Source organism: Caballeronia udeis, assembly GCF_001544555.2.
Classification (GTDB): domain Bacteria; phylum Pseudomonadota; class Gammaproteobacteria; order Burkholderiales; family Burkholderiaceae; genus Caballeronia; species Caballeronia udeis.
The window spans coordinates 45,253-64,527 of sequence record NZ_FCOK02000009.1; the positions used below are offsets into that span (position 1 = coordinate 45,253).

Sequence of the window (19,275 nt, forward strand, 5' to 3'; positions counted from 1 at the left end):
CGTGCGATGCCTCCCGGGCATCGCATGGACTAACTCACGCCCGAAAAAGCCCATGACCCTACGTGAAACGTTTGCAACTTTCCCGCGTGATCTGTTCGCGGGCACTGTCGTCTTCCTTGTCGCCATGCCGCTATGCCTCGGCATCGCCAACGCGTCCGGCGTCGAGCCGTTTGCCGGCTTGCTGTCCGGCATTATCGGCGGGCTGGTCGTCGCGCTGCTGAGCGGCTCGCACCTGAGCGTAAGCGGACCGGCGGCCGGACTGGTCGTCATCGTTGTAGACGGCATTGTCAAGCTCGGGAGTTTTTCAACCTTCCTGATGGCGGTCATGCTCGCAGGCGTGATCCAGTTCGGCTTCGGCATGCTGAAGGCCGGGCGCTTCGCCGCTTATGTACCCTCATCGGTCATCAAGGGCATGCTCGCGGCTATCGGCTTGTTGCTGATCATCAAGCAGATACCGCTTGCGGCCGGTTTTGCCAACGGCGGCGCTCATGTTGCCGCGCAAACCCCGGGCACGTTCGATACGCCGTTCGGCGCGATGTCGCTCGCCGCGTGCGCCGTCGCCGTGCTCTCGCTCGCCATACTGGCGGCCTGGGAAACGAAAGCGATGCGCCGCTTTACGCTGGTGCGCGCGTTGCCCGCGCCGCTGGCGGTGGTTTTGCTCGGCATTGCGATCACGCTGGCGCTGGACTTTGCCGCGCCAGGCTTCGCGCCGCCGGCGGAGCATCGCGTGTTGCTGCCGTCGCTCGCTTCGCTTGCTGCATTGAACGCCGCGTTCGACTGGCCTGACTTCGGACAACTCATCAATCCCGATGTCTGGCGCCTCGCGATGACGCTTGCCATCGTCGCAAGCCTGGAGACCTTGCTGAGCCTCGAAGCCGTTGAGCAGATCGACCCGAAGAAGCGTTCTGCTCACCCGGATCGGGAACTCAAGGCGCAGGGTATCGGCAACATGATGGCGGGCGCGATCGGCGCGTTGCCGATTACCTCGGTCATTGTCCGTAGCTCCGCCAATGTCCACGCGGGTGCGCAGAGCCGCTGGTCTGCCGTCGTGCATGGGGCCCTGCTGCTCGCGAGTGTGTTCGCGCTGACCGCCGTGATCAATCTGATTCCACTCGCCTGTCTCGCCGCCATCCTGATTTTTACCGGACTTAAGCTGGCGAAACCTTCGTTGTTCGCGGCGGTTGCGAAGCAGGGATTCGAGCGCTTTGCGCCGTTCATCGTGACGATTGTGGGCGTGCTCACGACCGATCTGCTGATCGGCATCCTGCTGGGTATTGCGTGCAGTATCGGGCTCGCGATTCACGCGAATCTGCAACGGCCGATCACCATCGCGCAGCATGGCGACCACTTCCTGCTGTCGTTTCGCAAGGACGTCTCGTTTCTCGGCAAGGTGTCGCTCAAGCATCACCTGAGGCAAATTCCGGACAACGCGACGGTAATCGTGGACGCAAGCCGTGCCGATTTCGTCGATCCGGACGTGCGCGAACTAATCGATAAATTCATCGTCGATGCGCCCGAACGCGGCATTCATGTGGAATGCCGCCAGCTTGAGCGCGTGGCGCGGGAACGGCCGGGTTTGCAGCAACATTTGGCGTTCTTCAGACGGGCGTCCATCAAGTGAAAGTGCCATGAAAAACGGCCCTCGCTTGTGGCGAGAGCCGTTTTTAAACCGATGAAGCGCCAGGTACGCGCTTCATCAATCGAATCAATTCGAAAGCTGCGGATTCAGCTTCTCGACCTTCGAATGCAGCTTGTTGAGCGCCGCAAGATAGGCCTTCGCCGACGCCGCCACAATGTCCGGATCCGTGCCCACGCCGTTCACAATCCGGCCGCTCTTCGACAGGCGCACGGTCACTTCGCCCTGAGCCTGCGTACCGGTGGTAATCGCGTTCACCGAATACAGCACCAGTTCGGCGCCGCTCGTCACCTTCGATTCGATCGCGTGCAGCGTGGCATCGACCGGGCCATTGCCACGCGATTCACCCTGCACTTCAATACCGTCGACGGCAAACACCACGCGTGCATGCGGCTGCTCGCCCGTTTCCGAGTGCTGAGCCAGCGAGACGAAGCGGAACGTTTCCTTGGCCTGCATTTCCGCTGATTCTTCGGAGACGATCGCCATGATGTCTTCATCGAAGATCTCGGATTTACGATCGGCGAGTTCCTTGAAACGTACGAACGCGGCGTTCACATCCGTTTCCGATTCCAGCGTCACGCCCAGATCTTCCAGGCGTTGCTTGAACGCATTGCGGCCGGACAACTTGCCGAGCACGATCTTGTTGGTCGACCAGCCCACGTCTTCGGCGCGCATGATTTCGTAGGTATCGCGCGCCTTGAGCACGCCATCCTGGTGAATGCCGGACGCATGCGCAAACGCGTTCGCACCGACAACAGCCTTGTTGGGCTGCACGACAAAACCGGTGATCTGCGAGACGAGCTTCGAGGTCGGCACGATATGCGTTGTATCGATACCCAGTTCCAGCCCGTAGTAATCCTTGCGCGTTTTCATCGCCATCACGACTTCTTCCAGCGCCGTGTTACCCGCGCGCTCGCCCAGGCCGTTGATGGTGCATTCAATCTGACGCGCGCCACCGATATGCACGCCGGCCAGCGAATTAGCCACCGCCATGCCGAGGTCATCGTGACAATGCACGGACCAGACCGCCTTGTCCGAATTCGGCACCCGTTCGCGGATAGTCTTGATCAGGTTGCCGTAGCCTTCCGGCACGGCGTAGCCGACGGTATCGGGGATATTGATAATGGTCGCGCCTTCGGCAATCACCGCTTCCAGCACCCGGCACAGGAAATCGAGATCCGAACGGCTGCCGTCTTCCGGCGAAAATTCAACGTCGTCGGTGAACTTGCGCGCGAAACGCACGGCGAGACGCGCCTGTTCGTAGACCTGATCCGCGCTCATGCGCAGCTTCTTTTCCATATGCAGCGCCGACGTGGCAATGAACGTATGGATGCGGAAGTGATCGGCGGGCTTCAGGGCGTCGGCGGCACGCTGGATGTCTTTATCGTTGGCGCGGGCGAGCGAGCAGATCGTGCTGTCCTTGACCAGGCCGGCAATGGTGTGGATCGCGTCAAAATCGCCGTTCGAGCTGGCAGCGAAGCCTGCTTCGATCACATCGACCTTCATCCGCTCGAGCGCCTTCGCGATCCGGATCTTCTCTTCCTTTGTCATCGACGCGCCGGGGGATTGCTCGCCATCGCGCAAGGTCGTGTCGAAAATGATCAGTTTGTCTGCCATGTCGGGCTCCAGTGGGGAGTTTCAGAGTTTTGAAAACGGTGGGGAAAAACAATACGGAATCCGGGTGTTCGCGCCACCGCTGGCGTCGAAAACCACGAACGAGCAGACGGGAGGCGGGAAGCTTAGCGCGGCAGGCGCGCTAGTAGCGGTAGCGCGCGTAGCGGCGCACCAGCTAGGAAAGACGAGAGGGGATGGGTGAAAAAAATCATTTGCAGACTATAACGAGATTTTTGAGAGCGTGCAATTGGGCTTTCCGATCGATCCGATTGATGTCATCCGCCGGGTTTGGGGCCATAAGACGCCCAAAAGCAAACGGCGCGCACCGGGTTCAAGCCAATGCGCGCTGTGCTTTCAATGCGGTTTTTCAGACGACCTGGCCGGATTCGGCCGGCCGCGCATGGCCATGTACCCCCACCACGCGTAACCGGAGAAACCGTACAACACGAACAAGCCGAACAACATCAAAGGCGGATCCGACGATACCAGCACGAACGCCACCACCACCAGCAACACGCCGGCGAACGGAACGCGGAACCGCACGTCGAGCGCCTTGCCACTGTAGAACGGTGCGTTTGACACCATGGTGACACCGGCATAGATGGTCAGCGCGAACGCCACCCACGGCAGCCAGACCAGCTTCAGCGGCACGCGGTTGTCCGTGGCGAGCCACACGAAACCAGCGATCAACGCCGCCGCGGCAGGGCTCGGCAGGCCCTGGAAATAGCGTTTGTCCACTACGCCTACATTCGTATTGAAGCGCGCGAGACGCAATGCCGCACCCGAGCAATAGACGAATGCCGCGAGCCAGCCCCAGCGACCCAAGTCCTTCAGGATCCACTCGTACATCACCAGCGCCGGGGCGACACCAAACGAGACCATGTCGGAAAGGCTGTCGAACTGCTCGCCGAACGCGCTCTGCGTATGCGTCATGCGCGCGACACGGCCATCCATGCCGTCCAGCACCATTGCCACGAAGATTGCTATGGCCGCGATCTCAAAGCGCACGTTCATGGCCTGCACGACGGCGAAAAAGCCGCAGAACAACGCGGCCGTGGTGAACGCGTTGGGCAGCAAATAAATGCCGCGCTTCCTCAAAAACTGTTGCCGCTTCGCACGCCGAGTTTCCAGCACGCCGATGTCCTGCGCCGCCTTGTTGCGGCGAAAAGCCCGCGGGGGTGTTGTCGTGCTTCGCGTCCGGCGCGGTTTGAGTGCCGCCATCGAGTCCTCCGTTGTGCAGCCTGGTTTTACCGCTCTACTTGTGCCGATTCTCCGGCTGATTACTCTGCGAACTCGGCAAGGATGGTGGACGAGGCCGACACTTTCTCGCCAATAGCCACCCGCGGACGGCTGCCCACCGGCAAATACACATCGACCCGCGATCCGAAGCGGATGAAACCATAACGCTGGCCCCGGTTAAGCGGCTCGCCCACGTGGACATAGCACAGGATGCGCCGCGCAATCAGTCCGGCGATCTGCACCGAGGTCACCGTATGCCCCGCAGCGGTCTGGATCACGATCGCATTACGTTCGTTCTCGGTCGAAGCCTTGTCAACGGCGGCGTTGAGATACGAACCCGGAAAGTACTCGACCTTGCTGATGGCGCCATCTACCGGCGAACGCTGCGAATGGACATTGAACACGTTCATGAACACGCTGATCTTCAGCGCTTCGCGGCCCGCGTAGGGATCGTGAGCGGTTTCCACCGCGACAATACGACCGTCGGCCGGACACAACACGGCGTTCGCCTGAACGGGAATCGGCCGGGCCGGGTCACGGAAAAACTGGACGACGAAGATCGTCAGTAGCCAGAACGGCCAGGCAAAACCAAAGCCGCCGATGGCCTGGATCAACACGGCAATGACAGCCGCAATGGCAATAAACGGCCAGCCTTCACGCGCGATGATCGGATGTGGATAGTTCATGAACGAGTTCTATGTTTTTAGTAAAACCGTAGGATAGCAAAAGCCGTCCGGCGCCAAGCGACACCGGACGGCTTGCGGTCTTCACTAGGACCGGCGCACATGGCCGGTCGTTCAGCTTCTTTAGTTCTGAGGCTGCTTAGTTCTTCGACTGATCAACCAGCTTGTTTGCCGCAATCCACGGCATCATCGCACGCAGCTTGGCACCGACCGTTTCGATCTGGTGCTCAGCCGTCAGGCGGCGACGCGATTGCAGCGTCGGCGCGCCGGCCTTGTTTTCGATGATGAAGCTCTTTGCGTACTCGCCGGTCTGGATGTCCGTCAGCACTTGCTTCATTGCCTTCTTCGTTTCAGCCGTCACGATCTTCGGACCCGTCACATATTCGCCGTATTCGGCGTTGTTCGAGATCGAGTAGTTCATGTTGGCGATACCGCCTTCATAGATCAGGTCGACGATCAGCTTCAGTTCGTGCAGGCATTCGAAGTAAGCCATTTCCGGCGCGTAGCCTGCTTCCACCAGCGTTTCGAAGCCGGCCTTGATCAGGTCGACCGTACCGCCGCACAGCACAGCTTGCTCGCCGAACAAGTCAGTTTCCGTTTCTTCGCGGAAGTTCGTTTCGATAATGCCGGCACGGCCGCCGCCGTTAGCCACCGCATACGACAAAGCCACGTCGCGTGCCGAGCCCGACTTGTCCTGCGCCACTGCGATCAGGTGGGGAACGCCGCCGCCCTGGGCGTACGTGCCACGCACCGTGTGACCCGGCGCCTTCGGGGCGATCATGATCACGTCGAGGTCGGCACGCGGGATGACCTGGCCGTAGTGCACGTTGAAACCGTGCGCGAATGCCAGCGCAGCGCCTTCCTTGGCGTTGTCGTGCACTTCGTTCTTGTAGACTTCGGCGATCTGCTCGTCCGGCAGCAGCATCATGACCACGTCAGCGCCCTTTACGGCTTCGGCCACTTCCTTGACCTTCAGTCCGGCCTTTTCAGCCTTGCTCCACGATGCGCCATTCTTGCGCAGGCCGACCGTCACGTTCACACCGCTGTCCTTCAGGTTCAGCGCGTGTGCATGGCCTTGCGAGCCATAGCCGATGATCGTGACTTGCTTGCCCTTGATGAGGGAGAGATCGGCGTCTTTGTCGTAGAAAACTTTCATGGTGGTTCCTTTGCTTGAATTTAATTTGTGAAATTGGGTGCGAAATAACGTTCAACGTTCGCGTTGTTCAGCCGCTCTCAGACCTTCAGGATCCGCTCGCCCCGGCCAATGCCGGAACTGCCTGTACGCACGGTCTCGAGAATCGCCGTTGCGTCCAGCCCCTGAATAAATGCGTCAAGCTTGTCGCTCGCGCCCGTCAGTTCCATCGTGTAGCTTTTTTCGGTGACGTCGATAATGCGGCCGCGGAAGATGTCCGCCATCCGTTTCATCTCTTCCCGTTCCTTACCGACCGCTCTCACCTTGATCAGCATCAGCTCGCGCTCGATGTGGGCGCCCTCTGTCAGGTCGACCACTTTCACCACCTCGATCAGGCGGTTCAGGTGCTTTGTGATCTGTTCGATCACGTCATCCGAGCCAATGGAAACGATGGTCAGCCGCGACAGCGAACTGTCTTCGGTCGGCGCCACCGTCAAGGTTTCAATGTTGTAGCCGCGTGCGGAAAAGAGGCCGACGACGCGCGATAACGCGCCCGGTTCGTTTTCCAGCAGCACGGAAATAATATGTCTCATGATTCACGTTCCTGATTTATCCAGTGAATAAGCGTGTTCCCGCAAAACTCACGCGCCACGATCGTCTTTTGTGGAGACGGGCGCGCGTGAGCCGCGCTAGGGAAAACAGCCGTTATAGATCTTCCGATCCGAGCAGCATTTCCGTGATGCCCTTGCCTGCCTGGACCATCGGAAATACGTTTTCGGTGGGATCTGTCTGGAAGTCGAGGAACACCGTGCGATCCTTCAGGCGCAGTGCTTCCTTCAGCGCCGGTTCAACATCACGCGTGTGTTCGATACGCATGCCCACGTGGCCATAAGCCTCAGCCAGCTTCACGAAGTCAGGCAGCGCGTCCATATACGAACTGGAATAGCGCTTCTTGTATTCGATCTGCTGCCACTGGCGAACCATGCCGAGATAGCGGTTGTTGAGCGAAATGATCTTGATCGGCGTGTTGTACTGCTTGCACGTCGACAATTCCTGGATGCACATCTGGATCGAGCCTTCGCCCGTGATGCACAGCACCTCGTCGTCCGGGTGCGCCATCTTCACGCCCATGGCCGCCGGCAGGCCGAAGCCCATGGTGCCGAGACCACCCGAATTGATCCATCGACGCGGCTTGTTGAAGCGGTAGAACTGCGCCGCCCACATTTGATGCTGGCCAACATCCGAACAGACGAACGCTTCGCCGTCGGTCAGTTCCCATGCCTTTTCGACCACGTATTGCGGCTTGATGATCTGGCTTTCGCGGTCGAACTTGAGGCAGTCCTTCGAGCGCCACGCTTCAATGTCCTTCCACCAGTCGGCCAGCGCCACGGTGTCCGGACCGTGTTCGGCCGTCTGCAGCTGTTCGATCAACTCCTTCAGCACTTCCTTCACGTCGCCGACAATGGGGATATCGACTTTCACGCGCTTGGAAATGGACGACGGATCGATGTCGATGTGAATGATCTTCTTCGCATGCGACGCGAAATGCTCCGGATCGCCGATCACACGGTCGTCGAAACGCGCGCCGATCGCGATCAGCACGTCGCAGTGCTGCATGGCCATGTTGGCTTCGTACGTGCCGTGCATGCCGAGCATGCCGAGGAATTTCTTGTTGTCCGCGCGATAACCGCCCAGGCCCATCAGCGTGTTCGTCACCGGATAACCGAGCAGGTCGGCGAACTGGTTCAACTCACGCGCCGCATTCGCCAAAATGATGCCGCCGCCCGTATAAATGTACGGACGCTTCGCCGAGAGCAGCAACTGCACGGCCTTGCGGATCTGGCCGGAATGGCCTTTGGTCACCGGATTGTACGAACGCAGCGACACCGACTTGAGCGGTTCGTACTTGCACGGCGTCTTCGACACGTCTTTCGGAATGTCGATCAGCACCGGGCCGGGACGTCCCGTACGGGCGATATAAAACGCTTTCTTGACGGTCGCGGCGAGGTCGCGCACGTCTTTGACGAGGAAATTGTGTTTGACGCAGGGACGCGTGATGCCGACCGTGTCGCACTCCTGGAACGCATCCTGGCCGATTGCCGCGGTGGGAACCTGGCCGCTGATAATGACGAGCGGGATGGAATCCATGTAGGCGGTGGCAATACCGGTCACCGCATTGGTGACGCCGGGGCCGGAGGTCACGAGGCACACGCCGACATTACCCGTGGAGCGCGCGTAGGCGTCGGCGGCATGAACCGCGGCCTGTTCGTGGCGCACGAGAATGTGCTGGATCTCGTCCTGCTTGTACAACTCGTCGTAGATATAGAGTACCGAGCCGCCGGGATAGCCCCAAATGAACTCGACTTTTTCGTCAGCGAGCGCGCGCATGAGCACGGTGCCGCCAATGGATTCAGCTTCGAGGGAGGGAGTCGTATCCGACGTGGAGAATTCCGCGCTGGGCATATTCATACATTCACCTTTCGAATTTTCGGCAAAAAATTGATTGGGTGCTCTCTGCCGGGCTTATGGCTCGGGTTCAAGCGGCGCGTCTAAATGGGAAGCGGGCTTCTTGGGCTCGCCTCAAAGAGACAGTTCACTTTATGATGCGAGTCGGAAACGATAGCCCGAGGCCATAAAGCTCGTCAAGCAAAAATTGCACAATATCCCCCTGAAGCACGCCGAAATCGCGCTCTAAAGGCTCGGATTTATCCGAAATACTGAAGAAAACTCCGTGTTTCAGCCTGTAACAGCGGCGCATTTCCTCGCTGTTCACTCAAAAGTTTGCTAGCATCCGCAGGTTTTAAACCTCTCACCAACCCTTATCGACGCACGCTCGTTGCGCCGGGCCTCACGGATGGCATCAGACAAGGAACTCGCCGATTTTCTGGCGGGCGTCGAAAGACGCGCGTTTAAGCAGACGGTGTACACCGTACGCGACGACGATGCGGCGCTCGACATCGTTCAGGATGCGATGATCAAGCTCGCCGAAAAATACGGCGACCGGCCTCAGCCCGAGTTGCCCCTTTTGTTTCAGCGTATCCTGCAAAATGCAACGCACGACTACTTTCGCCGGCAGAAAGTCCGAAATACGTGGGTAAGCCTGTTTTCCTCGTTCGGCAACGCTGACGACGACGAATTCGACCCTCTCGAGACCTTCGAATCACAGGACGGCACGGTCGGTGCGGAAAGCAGCGAAAGCCGGCTCGAGCGTGAACAGGTGCTCAACCTGATCGACGCGGAGATCCAGAAACTACCAGCACGTCAACGGGAAGCGTTTCTCATGCGTTACTGGGAGGATATGGACGTCGCCGAAACCGCCGCTGCAATGGGCTGCTCCGAAGGCAGCGTAAAAACACATTGCTCGCGGGCCACGCACGCGCTGGCACATGCGCTGAAGGCGAAAGGAATCACGCTATGAGCAACGCTCTCGATCACAAGGAAACCGAGTTCGCGCTGAAGGTACGCCGCGCGCTCGACGAAAACATCAATTCGCTGCCCGCCGCCTCGCTCGACAAGCTGGCGGCGGCTCGCCGGACGGCGATCGCACGCAAGAAACCGGAAAAGGTCGCCGTCGCGGCACCGGTTTTCGCGCCTTCGCTCGCCGGCGCGGGTGCGGCCGGCTCCCTGGGCGCCGCCGGGTCTGGTCACGCGGGTAAACGCGGCCGCTTCTCGCGCCTCGCGCTGGCGTGGCCGCTGCTCGCACTTGTGGTCGGATTGGCCGGCATCGCTTATTGGGAGGACCAGCAGCGCACCGCGGAACTCGCCGATATCGACGCGGCCATGCTCAGCGACAATCTCCCGCTCGACGCCTATCTCGACCACGGTTTCAACGCGTACCTGACGCGCAATCATTAAGACTGCAGGAGTCATCGGGTGAGTTACAAGCGCGGCCTCGCGATTGTCTTTGGATGCGCAATTGCGGGACTTGTCGCGTTTGCCGCCACCTATCCGCGTTTTTACTCGTCCGCTTCGGCGGTACCCGCTGCTGCCGCCCCGCTCGGGGCGAGCACGGGAGAAGTCCTGTCTCCGCTTTCTTCGCTCGCCTCCCCGCCAAGCCCCATGGCCTGGGCCCGGCTCACCGACGCTCAACGTGTCGCGCTGGCGCCGTTTGCCTCGGAATGGGATCAGTTCAGCGAGGAACGTAAGCGCAATTGGATCAAGATAGCGTCGCGATACAAGAAGATGTCGCCCGATGCGCAAAAACGCCTTCATGAACGCATGACCGAATGGATCCGCATGACCCCGGATCAGCGTAAGGTGGCCCGCGAAAACTATCAGGTCTCAAAGTCCGTCCCCGTTGAGAAGCGGGAACGCGCCTGGGACGCGTATCAAAAACTCCCGGAAGATCAGAAGAAAAAGCTCGCCGCCACCGAGCGCCCTCGCCGCCCGACCGTTGTCAGCGCGCCGCCTTCCGGCAAAACCGAAGTCAAGGATATCGACCGGCTGATGACCGACCGGGAACATGCGCGTGCTTCCGAAGCGGCTGGTGAAATCGGGGCATCGGCTTCTGCTGGCGCGCCTGCCGCGCCCGCCATCCCAAGTGCCGCCAGCTTTGTGCCGGCCACGCCGATTCCCGTTTCGCCGCAGCAGGCGCCGTCCGTTTTCAACGGGTCATAGCCAAACCGTGAGCGCCTCCCCTTTGGAATCTGTCGAGTCTTCCGGATTGACCGCGCCCCGGCTGCGTCGCCGGCTGGCTACGATGCTCTACGAAGGCGTGATCCTGTTCGGGATCGTTTTTATCGCCGGGTATTTGTTCAGTACGCTCACCCAGCAACGCAACGGGCTCACCCACCATAATATTTTGATGGCATGGATCGGGTTCGTGCTTGCGGCTTATTTCGTCTACTTCTGGACGCATGGCGGGCAAACCCTGCCCATGAAAACCTGGCGCCTGAAAGTAGTCGATGCGCATGGAGCGCCGGTTTCGACTGCACGCGCCATCGCGCGCTATGTGTTTGCGTGGTTGTGGTTCTTGCCGCCGCTGGCGCTGCACCCGCTGCTCAAGCTTTCCGTTCCGACCACGCTTGTGGTGACCGCCGTATGGATCGTGCTCTGGGGCGCCGCGGTCTGGCTCGACCCGGCGCGACAGTTTCTGCATGACCGGCTGGCCGGAACGCGGATCGTGAGCGCGGTACCACCGGCGGCTTAGGCCGGCGTTCTCCGGCTTACTTCAGGTCAACGCCGCCGCTCATGGCAGCGGCACAGGAATACCTCAGGCATCTGAATCGTCATGCTGGTCGCCGGACCACTCCCCGATACTCTCCCCGGGTTTAAATCAGCCACGCCGGATCTTCCTTCAGCGCCATATGCAGGTTGTCATTGAAGTGATGAATCCGATAGCCCAATCCGCCAAACATAGTCTGCAATGATCGTCGCGTGTAAAGCGTGATATGGCCGTTGCGAGGCGCGATGTACCAGTTGTCCATTCCCCGTGGCAACACGTGATCGATCGTCAACGTCGAAAACAAAAACACTCCGCGCTCGTCCAGCAACTCAAGCGCTTCCTGAACCGTCGCCAACGGTTCGGGCGTGTGCTCCAGGACCTCGAATGCGCTGATGAAATCGAATGTGCCGAACGGCGCTACGCCCTCTTCATCCATCGGGTCCCAGCTGTGTCCGTCCGCCCCGCCCTCGCGCAATAACGACGTGAGCGTGCCATTGCCCCCGCCATAGTCGAGACATCTCAACGCGTGACCTTTCTTGATGAAATCGAGAATGAAAGCAGCATTGCCGGCAGGCCGTGAATCAATGTAGTCAGGGTCGACCAGCACGTAGTCATCGTTATAAATGTGTTGCAGATACTCGGCTTTGCTCCAGTGGTCGAACGCGCGGGTAAAGATGAGGCCGCAGGCATCGCATCGGTGGTAATAGACCGGCACACCGGTGAGCGGCAGGTAGCGTCCACGACGCTCTTCGCAACTCTTGTTGAAGTCGGTGACGCCGTAGAGAGGCGCCGGTTCGTTGCATATTTTGCACATCGACATTCGAATGACAGGCCCTATTGTTCCACTATCTGTTTGCATAGGATTCCAATGTAAATACGAAGTATAGGCGATGCCAACACGACAAGCGGCCCGTACGAGTTCACCAGGCAACGTACTTTTTCGGCGATGGAGCACGTCCGGGCAAGAGCGATCCATGCATGATCGACTTACCTCGGAGGAGATGATCGCGGGTCGCCCGGCCGTGGCTTCGCTGTGCACAAGTATGTTGGTCCATACCAACCTCGACCTGCGACGCGCAACACGTCCGATCCCGCACAAGATAGCGGCTCGTGAGCCTCGCGTGATCTCATCGCATGCGAGTGTCGGTGAGGCTCATTGCATCGGCTTTGGATGCGTTCCGAAAACTGCATCGAAGGTGCCGCCATGCCCCCGGTTTTCTCGTTCTTCGCACCCGCTGTACCCGTATAGCAACACTTAGTAATAAGAAGTTTTCGTGACTGTCATGGCTCCGTCACGTGCGCATGGCGCAATGGCCCCACTGCAACCCGTTGCGCGTGCCCATGGCTACCAAATCGTCTGCGAGTCACCTCCTAGGCACTACCCTCCGCGACGCCGAAGCCATCGCGTTTCGCACCGACGTCGCGCCACCCCCTCCTCCCGGCTCCGCCGGCGCCGGCCACGCTCCCCAGACGATTTCCGAGCCGCCCTCCCGCTCCGACGACGGCCCCGCCGATCATCGCTACCGCACCATCTGGCTGTCCGATATCCATCTCGGCTCCGGGGGCTGCCAGGCGCGCTATCTCCTCGATTTTCTCCGCCACAACGATTCCGAGTACCTGTACCTGGTCGGCGACATCATCGACGGATGGCAACTGCGCAAAGGCTGGTTCTGGCCGCAAGCGCACAACGACGTGATCCAGAAAGTGCTGCGCAAAGCCCGCAAAGGCACGCAGGTGGTCTACATTCCCGGCAATCACGACGAAGCCGCGCGGCAGTTCTGCGACCTCGCTTTCGGCGACATCCACGTGCGCAGCGAAGCCTTCCACACCACGCTCGCAGGCAAGCGCCTGTGGATCGTGCACGGCGATCTTTTCGACGGTGTCATCCAGCACGCGAAGTGGCTCGCTTATCTCGGCGACACGCTCTACACGCTGATCCTGCTGCTCAACCGCTGGTTCAACCGGGTGCGCAGCCGCTTCGGCCTGAACTACTGGTCGCTCTCGCAATACCTCAAGCATCAGGTCAAGAACGCGGTGAACTTCATCTCGAAGTTCGAACACGTGATGACCGACGAAGCGCGCCGCCGCGGCTGCGACGGCGTTGTCTGCGGTCACATCCATAAAGCTGAAATCCGCGATATCGACGGTGTCCTGTACTGCAACGACGGCGACTGGGTCGAAAGCCTGTCGGCGCTTGTCGAGACATTCGAAGGCGAGCTGAAGATCATTTACTGGACCGTCCTGCGCTCCCCTGAACACCATTCGCAAAAGGCCGGGGCAACTGCCTGATCAACCGTCTGCGCGCTTTCACTTATCGAGGCCATCGAATGAAAATCATGATCGTTACGGACGCATGGGAGCCGCAAGTCAATGGCGTCGTGCGCACGTTGAAAAGCACCAGCCGCGAACTGACTGCGCTGGGACATCGCGTGGAATTGCTGACGCCGCTCGAATTCAGGACCATCGCGTGCCCGACTTATCCCGAGATTCGCCTGTCGCTGCTGCCGCGCCGCCGCGTCGCCCAGCGCATAGAGGAATTTGCGCCGGATGCGCTGCATATTGCAACGGAAGGTCCGCTCGGCATGGCCGCGCGCTCGTTCGCAGTGCGCAACAAACTGCCGTTCACGACCGCGTATCACACGCGCTTTCCTGAATACGTTCAGGCGCGGTTTCACATTCCGCTCGCCGCGACCTACAAGTTCCTGCACTGGTTCCACAAGCCCTCGCAAGCGGTGATGGCGCCCACGCCGGTGGTCAAGAACGACCTGGAAAAGTTCGGTTTTACGAACGTGGTGCTGTGGACACGCGGCGTGGATCTGGATATCTTTCAACCGATGGACTCGAAGGTCCTGAATACGACGCGGCCCATTTTTCTGTATGTCGGGCGTGTTGCGGTCGAGAAGAACGTCGAGGCTTTCCTGAAGCTCGATCTGCCGGGATCGAAGTGGGTGGCAGGTGAAGGCCCGGCGTTGGCCGAACTGAAATCGCGCTATCCGAACGCGAATTATCTTGGTGTACTGTCGCAGGGGGAGCTGGCGAAAGTCTACGCAGCAGCTGACGTGTTCGTGTTCCCGAGCCGCACGGACACATTCGGTCTCGTGCTCCTCGAAGCAATGGCATGCGGCACGCCGGTCGCAGCGTACCCGGTGACGGGTCCGATCGATGTGCTCGGTACCGATGGCCCGGGTGCGCTCGACGAAGACCTGCGCGAAGCGTGCTTGCGGGCACTCAAGATTGAACGCGCCGATGCCCGTGCTTGGGCGGAGAAGTTCTCGTGGCGGGCGGCATCGGAGCAATTCGCGTCGAATCTGAAGCCGCTTGCGACTCGCGGCGCTACGCAGAAGCAGGCAACGGCGTAATCTGGCTTTAATCTGGCTTTAGCCGGGACAGCGGCATGATTGAATGCCGCGTGGCTCCCGGCGCAATGTGGCGGGTATCAGAACGCGCTGTGCGGTTCGAGATCCACCGGCCACGGAAGGCAACGAGGCGATGTGGCCGCCCGCAGCTGCAACAAGCCGCCGGCGGACTCGCCCCTGGTAACTTCTGCAGAGCGGTCGCTGGAGAAGTCATCCGCGAGTCATCCCCGCCCCGCGGAGCGGCTTTGAGCGTGACTCGGAGCGTGCGTCAGCACAACCACAGCAAGTTTCAAAGAAGCGCAATGTGAAAGCCAAACCTTCAGTGCAAGCGAAATCCCTGCTCTTGATCCACCGGGAACCCTTCAGCAACGAAGACGACGACATCGAGGCCACGCCGCATCCCAGCGAACCCTTGAGCGCCGACGATCCGCTCGCTCCGTTGCCGTTCAATCCCTACAAGGGCAACCGCGGTCTGACCCGCGCCTGGCACGCGATGAAAAACTCGCTGAACGGCTTTCGCGTGGCGATCCGCGAAGAAAGCGCGTTCCGCCAGGAGCTGACGCTCGCGGCAATCCTGGTGCCCTGCGGCATCTTCGTGCCGGTCTCGCCGGTTGAACGCGCGGCGCTGCTCGCATCGGTGCTGCTGGTGCTGATGGTGGAATTGCTGAACTCGAGCGTGGAAGCGGCTATTGACCGGATTTCGCTGGAGCGGCACGAACTCTCCAAACGGGCGAAGGATTTCGGCAGCGCGGCGGTCATGGTCGCCCTGCTGGTGTGCGTGCTCACATGGGGCCTGATTGTCGGCCCGCTGCTCTGGCGCTGGGCCCTGATGCTGTTTTAAACGCGCCTGAACGCGCCTGAGCGAGATTTAACGCGCCGCGGCGCCCCGCCGCCGCCGCTCGCGCAGACCCGGCCCCTGCTCAGCCGTTTATAATCGTCCGATATCCAAGATACCCACCGTTTTCCGGGATCGTGACGCTGTCGCCCAGATTGTCACGCAGGCCGCACCCGGCCGCCCTCACCCGGAACCGGTCAACCAGGTCCGGACGACATGGAAGCAAAACCTCCCCGCCGCACCCGTGAACGGATTCTCGAACTGTCGCTGAAGCTGTTCAACGATATCGGGGAACCGAACGTCACGACGACCACCATTGCCGAAGAGATGGAGATCAGTCCAGGTAACCTGTACTACCATTTCCGCAACAAAGACGACATCATCAACAGCATTTTCGCGCAATTCGAACAGCAGATCGAAAAGCGGCTGCGCTTTCCTGAGGACCATCGTCCGACGATTGACGAGATGTGGTCGTACCTGCAGTACATGGCGGATTTCCTGTGGCAGTACCGGTTTTTGTATCGCGATCTGAACGACTTGCTCGCACGCAACCGGACGCTGGAAACACATTTCAAACAAATCATCACGCACAAGGTCAACTTCGCACAGGCCCTGTGCGAGGGACTGGTCGCCGATAACGAAATGGTAGCAACGCCAGCAGAAATCAAGGTGATGGCGACCAACATGGGCGTGATTGCAACGTACTGGCTGTCGTACCAGTTCGTCATGAACCCGCGCAAATACAACGAGCAGGAGACGATCCGCGCGGAATTGCATCAGGCAAGTCTGCAAATCATTTCGGTGATGGCGCCGTATCTACGCGGGCGATCACGGCAGATTTTCGACGACCTCGTGTCGGGGAAAATGCCGGAACGCGTCTTTGCCGATTACCGCGCGCCGAAGGAAGACGGCGCACCTAAGGAATCTATTTAATGAAAGCTGTCTGCGTATATTGCGGCTCCGCCAATGGGGCCAGACCGGTCTATGCCGAAGCGGCAAAAGCGTTCGGCCGCGCGTTGGTGGAAGCGGATCTCGCGCTGGTCTACGGCGGCGGGAGCGTGGGGTTGATGGGCACCATCGCCGACGAAGTGCTCTCGCTTGGTGGCCGCGCCATCGGCGTGATCCCCGAATTGCTGATGACCAAGGAAGTCGGCCATAAAGGTCTGACGGATCTGTACGTCGTGCCCGACATGCATCAGCGCAAGAAGAAAATGGCCGATCTCTCCGATGCGTTTGTATCGATGCCCGGCGGTGTCGGTACGTTCGAAGAGCTGTTCGAGGCCTACACGTGGGCTCAACTCCGGTATCACGAGAAGCCGGTCGCGCTGCTGAACGTGGACGGGTATTACGATCCGCTGCTCGCGATGCTGCGCCATACGGTGGAAGAAGGTTTCATGCGCGCGCCGTTCCTCGGCATGCTGCAAGTCAACGCCGATCCCGTGAAGCTGATCGAAGCGCTCACCGCGTATAAACCGCCGCTGGTCGACCGCTGGCCAGAGAAACGCGACGCTGTTTAAACGGGGAATCTGACGATGTCGAAAGTGGTGTTGATCACAGGCGGCAGCCGCGGAATCGGCCGTGCCGCCGCCTTGCTGTGCGCGGCGCGTGGCTGGTCGATCGGCGTGAATTACGCGACCAACCGCAGTGCCGCCGATGAAACCGTTGCCCGCGTGGAAGCCACTGGTGGCCGCGCAATCGCGATCCAGGGCGATGTCTGCGAAGAAGCCGACGTGATCGCCCTGTTCGATGCAACCGCGCGTGCGTTTGGCCCGATCGATGGCTTCGTGAACAACGCGGGCATTGTCGCGCCCGGTTCCGCACTCGCCGACATGGACGTCGCGCGCATGAAACGCGTCTTCGATACGAACGTGCTCGGCGCATATCTCGGGGCGCGTGAAGCCGCGCGGCGCATGTCGACGAAACGCGGCGGACGGGGCGGGTCGATCGTCAATGTGTCGTCGGCGGCAGCGCGGCTCGGGTCACCGAACGAATACGTGGATTACGCGGGGTCGAAAGGCGCCGTCGATACCCTGACGATCGGACTCGCAAAAGAGCTCGGCCCTGAAGGCGTGCGCGTGAATGCTGTCCGGCCGGGCCTGATCGATACCGAGATTCACGCGAGCGGCGGCAAGCCCGATCGCGCGGCTCAACTGGGCGCGCTCGCGCCGCTGGGGCGCCCCGGTACGGCGGAAGAAGTCGCGGAATCGATTGTTTGGTTGTTGTCGGATGCGTCGGCGTATGTGACCGGCGCATTGCTCGACGTGGCGGGCGGACGGTAGAACGTCAGAAGCCGCCTTTCTGCTTGAGCCACGTGCGTTCTTCGGCTGTTGTCTCGCGGCCGAGGATCACGTTGCGATGCGGAAAGCGGCCGAACCGCTCGATCACTTCAGCATGACGCAGGGCATAGTTCAGCCGGTCTTCGATGTCCTTGTCGCCGGTTTCATTGAAGAGCGCCTGGTGCAAACGCACGGATTCGTGCTGGCTTGCCAGCGTCTCGTCGTGCTCGAACGGCATGTACACGAACACGCGATGACGAAGCGTTGGCAACGTGAGTTCTTCGCGCGTATCGACCAGCATGCGAGCCAGCTTCAACGCTTCGGCGTCCCCGGCGAAGGCACGCGGCGTGTTGCGAAAACAGTTGCGGGTGAACTGGTCGAGCAACACGATCAACGCCAGCGCGCCAAGCGGTGTGGCGGACCACGCGGCAAGCCGGCCTTCCAATGCATCGTCGAGCAAAATGCCGAAGCGCTCGTCAAGCATGGCGTCGAAGCTTGCGACCTTCTTGAACCAGGCCTTGCGCGGGTGGCCGAACTCCGGTGAATCCGGCGCACCGAACCATGCATCGAGCACCGCTTGAGCGCGTGCGTCGAGCATCACGCGAACTCGATCACAAGACGCCGCGTGCGCGCGCTTTTCTTCTCCACCTTCGTTATACGCAGCTCACCGATCTCGCTCGTATTGCGCACATGCGTACCGCCACACGGCTGCAGGTCGATACCCTCAATGCGCAGCAAGCGCACACGGCCCATGCCGACCGGCGGCTTCACGCTCATTGTGCGCACAAGCTCGGGACGCTCTTCCATTTCCTGATCTGTGATCCATTGGGTCGCCACCGGATGCGCGCCGCCAATCAGCTCACGCAAGCGTGCTTCCAACTCCTCGCGTTCGATCGGTTCGACCGTCGCGAAGTCCATCCGCGCATAACTGCTGGTGATGCTGCAGCCATCGACGGGATAGGGTAATGCCGCGCACAGCAGATGCGTCGCCGTGTGCAAACGCATGTGCCGGTAGCGCCGTTCCCAATCAATCTCGGCCGTCACCCGATCGCCCACGTTCAGTTTCGCGAGCAGCGCTTCCTGATCCGGCGCGGGCACGTGGACGGCGTCGTCGGGTGTCGCCCCTTCGAACCTGGCCTTGCGGGTATCGGCTATTTCAATGCGCGTGCCGTCCGCCAGCGTCAGCGATCCGGCGTCGCCGGCCTGACCGCCGCCCAACGGATAAAACACGGTTTGATCGAGATGGATACCGAACTCATCGATAGCCGTGATCAGCGCCTCGCAGCGCGTCAAATAGGCGTCTTCGCGAAATAGCGCGCGTGTGCTCATGGGGAAGTCTC

Annotated in this window: 19 protein-coding genes and 1 pseudogene; 11 read left to right on the forward strand and 9 right to left on the reverse strand. The window is 60.3% G+C overall.

Annotation, left to right across the window (positions count from 1 at the left end; translation table 11 throughout):
* The first annotated feature begins 52 nt into the window (after positions 1-52).
* The gene (locus AWB69_RS09050; protein ID WP_062084533.1) at positions 53-1,621 is read left to right on the forward strand and encodes a SulP family inorganic anion transporter; all 1,569 of its coding nucleotides are present in this window, start codon (positions 53-55) and stop codon (positions 1,619-1,621) included.
* 84 nt (positions 1,622-1,705) lie between these two features.
* Here AWB69_RS09050 and AWB69_RS09055 read toward each other — a convergent pair whose 3' ends face one another.
* From AWB69_RS09055 to AWB69_RS09085, 6 genes are all read right to left on the reverse strand, one after another.
* Positions 1,706-3,253, reverse strand: a complete 1,548-nt coding sequence (locus AWB69_RS09055; protein WP_062084535.1) for a 2-isopropylmalate synthase — start codon at positions 3,251-3,253, stop codon at positions 1,706-1,708.
* 351 nt (positions 3,254-3,604) lie between these two features.
* Positions 3,605-4,471, reverse strand: coding sequence for a CDP-diacylglycerol--serine O-phosphatidyltransferase (gene pssA / locus AWB69_RS09065; protein WP_062084540.1), 867 nt, complete (start codon positions 4,469-4,471; stop codon positions 3,605-3,607).
* Positions 4,472-4,530: 59 nt separating this feature from the next.
* Complete coding sequence (locus tag AWB69_RS09070; RefSeq protein WP_062084542.1) at positions 4,531-5,175, reverse strand: phosphatidylserine decarboxylase; 645 nt, start codon at positions 5,173-5,175, stop codon at positions 4,531-4,533.
* A gap of 136 nt (positions 5,176-5,311) precedes the next feature.
* Complete coding sequence (ilvC, locus tag AWB69_RS09075; protein ID WP_062084544.1) at positions 5,312-6,328, reverse strand: ketol-acid reductoisomerase; 1,017 nt, start codon at positions 6,326-6,328, stop codon at positions 5,312-5,314.
* Between the two features lie 77 nt (positions 6,329-6,405).
* The gene (gene ilvN, locus AWB69_RS09080) at positions 6,406-6,897 is read right to left on the reverse strand and encodes an acetolactate synthase small subunit (protein ID WP_047844600.1); all 492 of its coding nucleotides are present in this window, start codon (positions 6,895-6,897) and stop codon (positions 6,406-6,408) included.
* A gap of 112 nt (positions 6,898-7,009) precedes the next feature.
* On the reverse strand, positions 7,010-8,773 hold the full coding sequence (locus AWB69_RS09085; protein WP_062084546.1) for an acetolactate synthase 3 catalytic subunit: 1,764 nt from the start codon (positions 8,771-8,773) through the stop codon (positions 7,010-7,012).
* Positions 8,774-9,158: 385 nt separating this feature from the next.
* Between AWB69_RS09085 and AWB69_RS09090 the strand changes: the two genes are divergently transcribed.
* The 4 genes from AWB69_RS09090 to AWB69_RS09105 are packed head-to-tail and all read left to right on the forward strand — an operon-like array spanning position 9,159 to position 11,453.
* Positions 9,159-9,722: an RNA polymerase sigma factor gene (locus AWB69_RS09090; protein ID WP_062084548.1), complete on the forward strand. Its 564-nt coding sequence runs from the start codon at positions 9,159-9,161 to the stop codon at positions 9,720-9,722.
* A complete protein-coding gene (locus AWB69_RS09095) occupies positions 9,719-10,159 on the forward strand; it encodes a DUF3619 family protein (protein WP_062084551.1) in 441 nt (146 codons plus the stop codon). Before AWB69_RS09090 ends, AWB69_RS09095 begins: the two co-directional genes overlap by 4 nt.
* 18 nt (positions 10,160-10,177) lie before the next feature.
* Entirely contained in the window at positions 10,178-10,921 is a 744-nt protein-coding gene (locus AWB69_RS09100) for a DUF3106 domain-containing protein (protein ID WP_062084553.1), read from the forward strand.
* Positions 10,922-10,967: 46 nt separating this feature from the next.
* Positions 10,968-11,453 (forward strand): RDD family protein, encoded by a 486-nt coding sequence (locus tag AWB69_RS09105; RefSeq protein ID WP_269447472.1) that lies wholly within the window; start codon positions 10,968-10,970, stop codon positions 11,451-11,453.
* Between the two features lie 121 nt (positions 11,454-11,574).
* Here AWB69_RS09105 and AWB69_RS09110 read toward each other — a convergent pair whose 3' ends face one another.
* On the reverse strand, positions 11,575-12,282 hold the full coding sequence (locus AWB69_RS09110) for a class I SAM-dependent methyltransferase (protein WP_062084557.1): 708 nt from the start codon (positions 12,280-12,282) through the stop codon (positions 11,575-11,577).
* 683 nt (positions 12,283-12,965) lie between these two features.
* Here AWB69_RS09110 and AWB69_RS09115 point away from each other — a divergent pair.
* From AWB69_RS09115 to AWB69_RS09140, 6 genes and pseudogenes are all read left to right on the forward strand, one after another.
* A pseudogene (locus AWB69_RS09115) lies at positions 12,966-13,757 on the forward strand (UDP-2,3-diacylglucosamine diphosphatase); the annotation flags it as partial.
* A gap of 38 nt (positions 13,758-13,795) precedes the next feature.
* Positions 13,796-14,827, forward strand: coding sequence for a glycosyltransferase family 4 protein (locus tag AWB69_RS09120; RefSeq protein ID WP_062084561.1), 1,032 nt, complete (start codon positions 13,796-13,798; stop codon positions 14,825-14,827).
* A 340-nt stretch (positions 14,828-15,167) separates the two neighbouring features.
* Positions 15,168-15,665, forward strand: a complete 498-nt coding sequence (locus AWB69_RS09125; RefSeq protein WP_075583369.1) for a diacylglycerol kinase — start codon at positions 15,168-15,170, stop codon at positions 15,663-15,665.
* Positions 15,666-15,875: 210 nt separating this feature from the next.
* Entirely contained in the window at positions 15,876-16,592 is a 717-nt protein-coding gene (locus tag AWB69_RS09130; protein WP_062084563.1) for a TetR/AcrR family transcriptional regulator, read from the forward strand.
* Positions 16,592-17,176, forward strand: a complete 585-nt coding sequence (locus AWB69_RS09135) for an LOG family protein (protein ID WP_062084564.1) — start codon at positions 16,592-16,594, stop codon at positions 17,174-17,176. The genes AWB69_RS09130 and AWB69_RS09135 overlap by 1 nt, the downstream gene beginning before the upstream one ends.
* A 15-nt stretch (positions 17,177-17,191) precedes the next feature.
* Positions 17,192-17,938 carry an SDR family oxidoreductase gene (locus AWB69_RS09140; RefSeq protein WP_062084566.1) on the forward strand — a complete coding sequence of 249 codons (747 nt, stop codon included), beginning with the start codon at positions 17,192-17,194 and terminating at the stop codon, positions 17,936-17,938.
* 4 nt (positions 17,939-17,942) lie between these two features.
* Here the strand turns inward: AWB69_RS09140 and AWB69_RS09145 are convergent, their stop codons facing one another.
* Together AWB69_RS09145 and AWB69_RS09150 are read right to left on the reverse strand one after the other, a co-directional pair.
* Positions 17,943-18,533, reverse strand: a complete 591-nt coding sequence (locus AWB69_RS09145; RefSeq protein ID WP_062084568.1) for a DUF924 family protein — start codon at positions 18,531-18,533, stop codon at positions 17,943-17,945.
* On the reverse strand, positions 18,533-19,264 hold the full coding sequence (locus AWB69_RS09150) for an alanyl-tRNA editing protein (RefSeq protein WP_062084570.1): 732 nt from the start codon (positions 19,262-19,264) through the stop codon (positions 18,533-18,535). The genes AWB69_RS09145 and AWB69_RS09150 overlap by 1 nt, the downstream gene beginning before the upstream one ends.
* Positions 19,265-19,275: the final 11 nt, after the last annotated feature.

Bases quoted from the DNA above. Each gene is read 5' to 3' on its own strand.
- AWB69_RS09095 (WP_062084551.1), top strand. From the start codon at position 9,719: ATGAGCAACGCTCTCGATCACAAGGAAACCGAGTTCGCGCTGAAGGTA.
- AWB69_RS09130 (WP_062084563.1), top strand. From the start codon at position 15,876: ATGGAAGCAAAACCTCCCCGCCGCACCCGTGAACGGATTCTCGAACTG.
- ilvC (WP_062084544.1), bottom strand. From the start codon at position 6,328: ATGAAAGTTTTCTACGACAAAGACGCCGATCTCTCCCTCATCAAGGGC.
- AWB69_RS09135 (WP_062084564.1), top strand. From the start codon at position 16,592: ATGAAAGCTGTCTGCGTATATTGCGGCTCCGCCAATGGGGCCAGACCG.
- AWB69_RS09090 (WP_062084548.1), top strand. From the start codon at position 9,159: ATGGCATCAGACAAGGAACTCGCCGATTTTCTGGCGGGCGTCGAAAGA.
- AWB69_RS09120 (WP_062084561.1), top strand. From the start codon at position 13,796: ATGAAAATCATGATCGTTACGGACGCATGGGAGCCGCAAGTCAATGGC.
- AWB69_RS09070 (WP_062084542.1), bottom strand. From the start codon at position 5,175: ATGAACTATCCACATCCGATCATCGCGCGTGAAGGCTGGCCGTTTATT.
- AWB69_RS09085 (WP_062084546.1), bottom strand. From the start codon at position 8,773: ATGAATATGCCCAGCGCGGAATTCTCCACGTCGGATACGACTCCCTCC.
- AWB69_RS09050 (WP_062084533.1), top strand. From the start codon at position 53: ATGACCCTACGTGAAACGTTTGCAACTTTCCCGCGTGATCTGTTCGCG.
- AWB69_RS09140 (WP_062084566.1), top strand. From the start codon at position 17,192: ATGTCGAAAGTGGTGTTGATCACAGGCGGCAGCCGCGGAATCGGCCGT.
- ilvN (WP_047844600.1), bottom strand. From the start codon at position 6,897: ATGAGACATATTATTTCCGTGCTGCTGGAAAACGAACCGGGCGCGTTA.
- AWB69_RS09110 (WP_062084557.1), bottom strand. From the start codon at position 12,282: ATGTGCAAAATATGCAACGAACCGGCGCCTCTCTACGGCGTCACCGAC.
- AWB69_RS09150 (WP_062084570.1), bottom strand. From the start codon at position 19,264: ATGAGCACACGCGCGCTATTTCGCGAAGACGCCTATTTGACGCGCTGC.
- pssA (WP_062084540.1), bottom strand. From the start codon at position 4,471: ATGGCGGCACTCAAACCGCGCCGGACGCGAAGCACGACAACACCCCCG.
- AWB69_RS09055 (WP_062084535.1), bottom strand. From the start codon at position 3,253: ATGGCAGACAAACTGATCATTTTCGACACGACCTTGCGCGATGGCGAG.
- AWB69_RS09145 (WP_062084568.1), bottom strand. From the start codon at position 18,533: ATGCTCGACGCACGCGCTCAAGCGGTGCTCGATGCATGGTTCGGTGCG.